The organism is Micromonospora sp. NPDC003776 (assembly GCF_053605645.1).
On sequence record NZ_JBSGJR010000357.1, the window covers coordinates 1 to 7,309 of the forward strand.

Here is a 7,309-nt window from a genome sequence, read left to right on the forward strand (position 1 = left end):
AGGCCGGCCGACCCCGGGCCACGCCCGGCCGCCACCAGCACCACCAGCCCGTGGGCGACGAGCAGGGTCACGGCGATCAGGTGGGTCAGCCCCAGCGCGGTGGCGACGACCGCGTACCCGGTCCAGCGCCGCCACGTCGGCGCGCGCAGCGCGTCGGCCAGCAGCAGGGTCGCGAGCACGGCGAGCAGGGTGGCGAGCGCGTACGGGCGGGCCTCCTGGCCGTACCGGGAGGTGTCGGGGACGACGGCGAAGAGCAGGCCGGCGAGGAGCCCTACCGGGGCGCCGACCAGCCGCTCGCCGAGCCGGGCGGTGAGCCCGGCGGCCGCGGCCATGGCCAGCGCGGAGGGCAGCCGCAGCGCCGTCGGGGAGGTGCCGAAGAGCGCGGTCCAGCCGTGCATGAAGAGGTAGTACGGCCCGGTCGCGGCGTCGATGGTGCCGGCCAGCCGGACCAGGTCCCGGACCGGTCGGGGGGCCGCGCTCCAGGTGGCCAGCTCGTCCCGCCAGGGCTGGGCGTGCCCGATGCCGGCGAGGGTGACGACCAGCGTGAGCAGCGCCGGGGCCAGCCAGACCAGCCAGGCCGGGCGGCTGGCGGAAGGTGCGGATTCCGGCGGCTCGCTCACCTCTCGCAGCGTCACACAACGGAACCCCCCACCGGGCCGGTCCGCCGATTCCCACCCCGCCCGCCCCGGGTTGCCGCGAGTCGCGGGTTCGCCGGGCGGCGGCGGCCGGATCGCGGTGAGCGGAGTCGATCATTGTCGATGTGGCTGCGGGTCGCCCGTGATGTGGGATCACATCCGCGCTCGTTGGCCGGGGCCCCTGTGGTGTGGGAGCATGTCAACCATGACCGCCGCTGTCGTCCGCCGCTTCGTGGCTCGTCGCCACGTCGATTACGGCCGCGTGCGCAGCGCGATCTGTCCGGCCAACTGACGACGCCCGACCCATCCGTCTCGGGCGCGTTCTCGCGCCGGCCGTCACCGACATCGCCGTCCACGGCCCTTGCTATCAGGGCCGGCCGTCGCGTCCGCGCTCCCAGGCACAGCAGACAACGGAGGACGCCGCGATGGCGGTCAGCAGCACCCCCACCCTTTCGGAGGCTCCGCCCGTCGCGCGGGCCCCCCGCCGGCCCCGTGGTGAGGGCCAGTGGGCGCTCGGGCACCGTGAGCCGCTCAACCCGAACGAGCGGATCAAGAAGGACGACGATCCGCTCAACGTCCGGGCCCGGATCGAGAACATCTACGCGCACCGGGGCTTCGCCTCGATCGACCCGCAGGACCTGCGCGGCCGGTTCCGCTGGTGGGGCCTCTACACGCAGCGCCGGGCGGGCATCGACGGCGGGCGTACGGCCGTGCTGGAGCCGCATGAGCTGGAGGACGAGTTCTTCATGCTCCGGGTCCGGGTGGACGGTGGCGAACTGGACCTGGCGCAGCTGCGGGTGATCGCCGACATCTCCCGCGAGTTCGCCCGAGACACCGCCGACATCACCGACCGGCAGAACATCCAGTTCCACTGGATCCGGATCGAGGACATGCCGGAGATCTGGCGCCGGCTGGAGGAGGTCGGCCTGCAGACCACCGAGGCGTGCGGCGACTGCCCCCGGGTCGTGCTGGGCAGCCCGGTCGCCGGGGTGGCCCGGGACGAGGTGCTCGACCCGACGCCGGCGATCGACGAGATCGTCCGCCGGTACGTCGGCGACAAGTCGTTCTCCAACCTGCCCCGCAAGTTCAAGACCTCGATCTCCTGGCTGGTCGACACCCCGTACGAGGCGAACGACATCGCCTTCCTCGGCGTCGAGCACCCGGAGCACGGCCCCGGCTTCGACCTCTGGGTCGGCGGCGGCCTCTCCACCAACCCGATGCTGGCCAAGCGCCTCGGCGTCTGGGTGCCGCTGGCCGAGGTGCCGGACGTCTGGGCGGGCGTGGTCGGCATCTTCCGGGACTACGGCTACCGGCGGCTGCGTAACCGCGCCCGCCTGAAGTACCTGATGGCGGACTGGGGTGTGGCGAAGTTCCGCGAGGTGCTGGAGAAGGAGTACCTGGGCCGGGCGCTGCTCGACGGTCCGGCCGCCGAACTGCCGGCCAAGCCGATCGACCACATCGGCGTGCACCCGCAGCGGGACGGCCGCCACTACGTCGGGGCCGCCCCGGTGGTGGGCCGGGTCTCCGGCCCGCAGCTGGCCCGGCTCGCCGACGTGGTCGAGGCACACGGCAGCGACCGGGTCCGGCTCACTCCGTACCAGAAGCTACTGGTGCTGGACGTGGCGCCGGAGCGGACCGACTCGCTGGTGGCGCAGCTGCGGGCGATCGGCCTGGAGGCATGGCCGTCGGCCTGGCGGCGCGGCACCATGGCCTGCACCGGCATCGAGTTCTGCAAGCTCGCCATCGTCGAGACGAAGCGGCGCGGCGAGGAGCTGGTGACCCGGCTCGAGGAGCGGCTGCGCGACTTCGACGCCGACATCTCCATCCACCTCAACGGCTGCCCGAACGCCTGCGCCCGGACGCAGGTCGCCGACATCGGCCTCAAGGGCCAGCTGGTGGTGGGGCCGGACGGGCGCCAGGTGGAGGGCTTCCAGGTGCACCTCGGCGGCGGCCTCGGCATGGCGCAGGGGCAGACCGCCGGGTTCGGCCGCAAGCTGCGCGGCCTGAAGACCACCGCCGACGAGCTTCCGGAGTACGTGGAACGACTGGCCCGCCGCTATCTGGCCGGCCGGACCGAGGGCGAGACCTTCGCCAACTGGGTTGTCCGGGTCGACGAGGAGGAACTCCGATGAGTGAAACCCGATCCGTGCCGCTGTACTGCCCGTACTGCGGGGAGGAGGACCTGCGGCCGAGTGAGGCCGGGCACGGCGCCTGGGAGTGCCACGCGTGCGCCCGGGTGTTCAGCGTGAAGTTCACCGGTCTGCTCAGCCGGGGGGTGGCCCGGTGAACCTCGCCTCCGCCACGAACCTCAACCTGGTCGGGCCGGGCGGCCCGATGCCCGCCGACCCGGCCCGGCGGGACCCGGAGGAGCTCCGCGCCCTCGCCGAGACGGCCGGCCGGGAGCTGGAGGGCGCCCCCGCGCTGGAGATCGCCCGGTGGGCCGCCGGGATCTTCGGCGACCGGTTCTGTGTGACCAGCTCGATGGCCGACGGCGTGGTGGCGCACCTGGTCTCCCGGGTCGCGCCCGGCGTCGACGTGATCTTCCTGGACACCGGGCTGCACTTCCCGGAGACCCTCAAGGTGCGCGACGAGGTGGCCCGGCGGCTGCCGGTGAACGTGCGCTCGATCCGGCCCCGGATGACGGTCGGGCAGCAGGACGGCCAGTACGGGCCCCGGCTGTTCAACCGCTCCCCGGACGACTGCTGCCAGCTGCGCAAGGTGGAACCGCTGGAGCGGGCGCTGGCCGGGTACGACGCCTGGGCCGCGGGGCTGCGCCGGGACGAGTCGCCCACCCGGGCCAACACCCCGGTGGTCGCGTTCGACGCCCGGCGCGGCAAGGTCAAGGTGAACCCGATCGCCGCCTGGACCCAGCGGGACGTGGACGCCTACATCGCCCGCTACGACATCCCGGTCAACGAGCTGTTCAGCCGCGGCTACGGTTCGATCGGCTGCTGGCCCTGCACCCGCCGTACCAAGGCGGGGGAGGACCCGCGGGCGGGCCGGTGGGCCATGTTCGAGAAGACCGAGTGCGGCCTGCACACCTGACCCCACCGGTGGTGCTGGTCGCGCACGGCAGCCGGGACCCGCGGGCGGCCGACGCGACCCGGGCGCTGGCCCGGGCGGTGGCGGCCGTCCGTCCCGGCGTGCCGGTGCTGCCGAGCTGGCTGGACCACACCGCGCCGGGGCCGACCGCCGTGCTGCGGCGGCTCGCCGCCGCGGGTCACCCCCGGGCGGTGCTGGTGCCGCTGCTGCTGACCGCCGCCTACCACCGGAAGGTCGACATCCCCGCCGCCGTGGCCGCCGCCCGCGAGGCGGGCGCGTCGATCGACGTACGGGTCACCGAGGTGCTGGGGCCGGCCGACGGGTCGGTGGACGCGGGCCTGCTCGCGGGGCTGCGCCGCCGGCTGGCCGAGGCGCACCCGGGCGGGTACGACGCGCTGGTGCTGGCCGCGGCCGGCACCCGGGACGCCCGGGCGCGGGGCTCGGTGGGGCGGGTCGCGGCGGCGCTGGGCACCGAGCTGGGGGTCCGCTGCCGCGTGTCGTACGCCTCGGCGGCGCCGCCGGCGGCCGGCGTGGCCGTGGCGAAGCTGCGGGCGGGTGGGGCGGGCCGGGTGGCGGTGGCCGCCTACTTCCTCGCGCCGGGCCTGTTCCACGACGGCGTGGTGACGAGGGCGGGGGAGGCGGGCGCGGTGGCCGTCGCCGAACCCCTCACCGATCTGCCGGAGCTCGCCGGCCTGGTGCTCCGACGGGTGGACGCCGCCACCGCCGGCTGGGCGGCGCTGTGACGGGCGTCGCCGCCCTCCGATGATCAAGAAGGGCGGCGACCGGGTACCGGGACGTCATGGTTGCGGACAGCAGAACGCCCCGGCGGGTGACCCGGCCGGGGCGTGCAGCTGCGGTGCGATCAGGCGGAGTGAGCGCGCAGCACCCGGAGACCGCCGCGGCGCTTCACCGCGCGGCGCTCCTCCTCGCTCATCCCGCCCCAGACGCCGGCGTCCTGACCGGACTCCAGCGCCCACTGCAGGCACTGGTCGGTCACCGGGCAGCGCCGGCAGACGGCCTTGGCCTGCTCCACCTGCAGGAGGGCCGGACCGGACGTCCCGATCGGGAAGAACAGCTCCGGGTCCTCGTCGCGGCAGACGGCATCGTGGCGCCAGTCCATGGCGGCAACACTCCTCATTCTTTGTGGGTGGCCAGATAATGCTTCGTTGCTTTTCCTATATGCATCCGCATTGCCGATCGGTGACGGTCAGCATCCGTCAATTCGGCGCTGCGTGAGCAGGCTGCGGGCCCCAGGACCTGCTGGAACAGCTCAACCTGCCGAGCATATCCAGGCAATGTCCCGGTAACACAAGTTCGCTTGTGAATACTTTCACGAACTACGGCGATGTCAAGGGTGCTGCTCGGAAAAACTCCGAACAGTGAGCGGGCTCACCACCCTTTTGTCCGGGTTTCAGAGCGCTCTGGTTACCCGGCGTACCACAGTCGAGGATCAATATAGTAGAGTCTGCGTGACATTGCTGACATTTCCGGCACCTTCCCTTCGGTGTGGCGCGCCACCGCGAGGAGTGCGGCGGGCCGCGCGTTAACCGACGGCAGTACCCGAGACCTAGCAGATTACTCTCAGTGCCGCGGGAACGGATGTGAATCTGACTTTCTCCCGCTCGCCCAGGTAGTCCCCGTCCAGCTGGAACGCCTGCGGACGGGCCGAGAGCAGGGTGAACTCGGCCACGTCGTGCAGCCGGAGCGCCTGCTTGCCGTGCGGGTCCGGCGTACGGGAGAAGAACTGGGTCACCGTGCGTGCTGTGCTCGCCACCCTGAGCTGCCGCATCGCCAGCACGTCCAAGCCGAGGTCGAACGACGCCTCCGGGTTCGGGTTGATCTCCCGCTCGCCCAGGAACGTCCACGGCGCGGTGTTCTGGATGATGACCGTGGCCAGCTCCGCCTCGGCCGGCTCGCCCGGCCGTTCCAGCATGATGGCCGGGTGCCGCCGGTCCGAGCCGACGAAGTACTGGGCCGCGGTGGAGCGGAAGTAGAGCGCCGGCGTGGACACCCGGCCGCGCTTGCGGGCCTGCTCCACCCGACGGATGACGGCGGCGTCGATGCCGAACCCGGCGCAGAACGTGAAGTAGCGGTCGTCCGCCCGGCCCAGCCCGATCGTGCGCGACCGGCCCAGCCGCAGCCCTTCCAGGATCATGCTGGTGCCGTCCGGCCACTCCCGGGGCAGGCCGAGCGCGCGGGCGAAGACGTTGGTGGAGCCGCCCGGCACGGTGGCCAGCGCCGGCAACCGCTCCGCCGGGGTGTCCCCGGTGCGGAAGGTCGGCGGTTCGGCGGCCATCAGGCCGTTCACCACCTCGTTGACCGTGCCGTCGCCGCCGAGCGAGACCACCAGGTCGACGCCCTCCTCGGCGGCCTCCCGGGCCAGGTCCGTGGCGTGGCCCCGCCGACGGGTGTACCGCACCGACAGGTCGACTTCGCTGCGCAGCGCCCGGACCAGCACGTCCCGACTGCGCTCACTGGTGGTGGTGGCTTTCGGATTGACCACCAGGACGGCCCGCATGGGCGGCACTGTACCGCGCCTACCCACGGGTATCGTGGCGCCCGTGACGATCGACTCCGAGCCGCTGCCCGCCACGCTTTACTGGGCGGTACGCCTGCTGCGCGCCGAGGCGGTGGCGCTCGGCCTGGTCGCGGTCTGGCTGATCTGGTCCGACCTGACCGCGTCCACCCAGGACCTGACCTCGGCGTTGCTCGTGACGGTGTTCGCGGTCGCCGGGGCGGCGGCGCTCTGGGCCCTCGGCGGCGCGCTGGCCCGGCGCCGGGCCGGGGGGCGTGCCCCCGCCATCGTGCTCGAGCTCATGCTGCTGCCGATCGGCTGGTACATGATCGAGGGCGGGCTGGGCTGGCTGGGCCTGCCGCTGATGGTGCTCGGCCTCGGTGTGGTCGGCCTGCTGGTCAGCGCCCCCACCAACCGCGCCCTCGGCTTCCGCTGACCCTCGCGCCGCCCCGCCGGCCTGGCCTGCGGCGCGGCAGGTCAGTAGCCGGAGGCGCGGCGGGTGAGCAGTGAGATGGTGGCGTGCCCGTCGGCGGCCCGCGCGGCGGCCGACGTGGTCAGCGCGGTGAGCACCTTCCAGGCGAAGGACGACTCGGCGGGCAGCGTCGCGCCCCGGACGGTCGGCACGGTCACCTCGACGGTGAGGGCATCCTCGGTCACCGCGAACCGGCACTCCAGCTCGGCGTTGCGGGTGGCGATGGCGAGCAGCATGGCGCACGCCTCGTCGACCGCGATGCGCAGGTCCTCGATCTCGTCGAGGGCGAACTGGAGCCGGGCCGCGAGGCCGGCCGTGGCGGTGCGGAGCACGCCGAGGTAGCCGCCGTCGGCGGGCACGGTGAGGTGCACCACGTCGTCGTCGGTGGTCGGCTGGCCGGTCAGTTGAGTCACGCCTCATCCCCCCGGTGCGGGACTCTACCCGGTCAGGCGGGCGGTTGGGTGGGCGCGGCGCTCGCCTGCGCGGCGAGTTCGTGCAGCGCCGGCCCGGTGAGCCGGTACGGCACCCACTCGTCCATCGGCGCGGCACCGATCGCGGCGTAGAAGCGCGCCGCCGGATTCCAGTTGAGCATCCACCAGTCGAGCCGCCGGTAGCCGCGCTCGACGCAGAGCGCGGCGAGGGTGG

General features: G+C 73.4%; 9 protein-coding genes and 1 pseudogene. 5 read left to right on the forward strand and 5 right to left on the reverse strand.

Features of this window, described 5'->3' with window-relative positions; genetic code table 11:
* Positions 1–620 (reverse strand): glycosyltransferase family 39 protein (locus tag ACWEVO_RS24595; RefSeq protein WP_452309877.1); only part of this gene is annotated, 620 nt, incomplete at its 3' end.
* 440 nt (positions 621–1,060) lie between these two features.
* On the opposite strand from ACWEVO_RS24595, the gene ACWEVO_RS24600 reads away from it, so the two are divergent.
* From ACWEVO_RS24600 to ACWEVO_RS24615, 4 genes are read left to right on the forward strand one after another with little or no spacing between them, the layout of a single operon-like run.
* Entirely contained in the window at positions 1,061–2,767 is a 1,707-nt protein-coding gene (locus tag ACWEVO_RS24600) for a nitrite/sulfite reductase (protein ID WP_452309878.1), read from the forward strand.
* On the forward strand, positions 2,764–2,922 hold the full coding sequence (locus tag ACWEVO_RS24605) for a hypothetical protein (RefSeq protein WP_167604441.1): 159 nt from the start codon (positions 2,764–2,766) through the stop codon (positions 2,920–2,922). The genes ACWEVO_RS24600 and ACWEVO_RS24605 overlap by 4 nt, the downstream gene beginning before the upstream one ends.
* A gap of 47 nt (positions 2,923–2,969) precedes the next feature.
* A complete protein-coding gene (locus tag ACWEVO_RS24610; protein WP_452309883.1) occupies positions 2,970–3,680 on the forward strand; it encodes a phosphoadenylyl-sulfate reductase in 711 nt (236 codons plus the stop codon).
* Positions 3,662–4,420, forward strand: a complete 759-nt coding sequence (locus tag ACWEVO_RS24615) for a sirohydrochlorin chelatase (protein ID WP_452309879.1) — start codon at positions 3,662–3,664, stop codon at positions 4,418–4,420. The genes ACWEVO_RS24610 and ACWEVO_RS24615 overlap by 19 nt, the downstream gene beginning before the upstream one ends.
* Before the next feature lie 119 nt (positions 4,421–4,539).
* Here the strand turns inward: ACWEVO_RS24615 and ACWEVO_RS24620 are convergent, their stop codons facing one another.
* Positions 4,540–4,797, reverse strand: a complete 258-nt coding sequence (locus ACWEVO_RS24620; protein WP_073834718.1) for a WhiB family transcriptional regulator — start codon at positions 4,795–4,797, stop codon at positions 4,540–4,542.
* Between the two features lie 447 nt (positions 4,798–5,244).
* Complete coding sequence (locus ACWEVO_RS24625) at positions 5,245–6,195, reverse strand: diacylglycerol/lipid kinase family protein (RefSeq protein WP_452309880.1); 951 nt, start codon at positions 6,193–6,195, stop codon at positions 5,245–5,247.
* Between ACWEVO_RS24625 and ACWEVO_RS24630 the strand changes: the two genes are divergently transcribed.
* Entirely contained in the window at positions 6,194–6,628 is a 435-nt protein-coding gene (locus ACWEVO_RS24630) for a hypothetical protein (protein WP_452309881.1), read from the forward strand. The two genes, ACWEVO_RS24625 and ACWEVO_RS24630, sit on opposite strands and share 2 nt — an antisense overlap.
* A gap of 41 nt (positions 6,629–6,669) precedes the next feature.
* Here ACWEVO_RS24630 and ACWEVO_RS24635 read toward each other — a convergent pair whose 3' ends face one another.
* Together ACWEVO_RS24635 and ACWEVO_RS24640 are read right to left on the reverse strand one after the other, a co-directional pair.
* Entirely contained in the window at positions 6,670–7,077 is a 408-nt protein-coding gene (locus ACWEVO_RS24635) for an ATP-binding protein (protein WP_452309882.1), read from the reverse strand.
* A gap of 32 nt (positions 7,078–7,109) precedes the next feature.
* Positions 7,110–7,309 (reverse strand): annotated as a pseudogene (locus tag ACWEVO_RS24640) (GNAT family N-acetyltransferase); the annotation flags it as partial.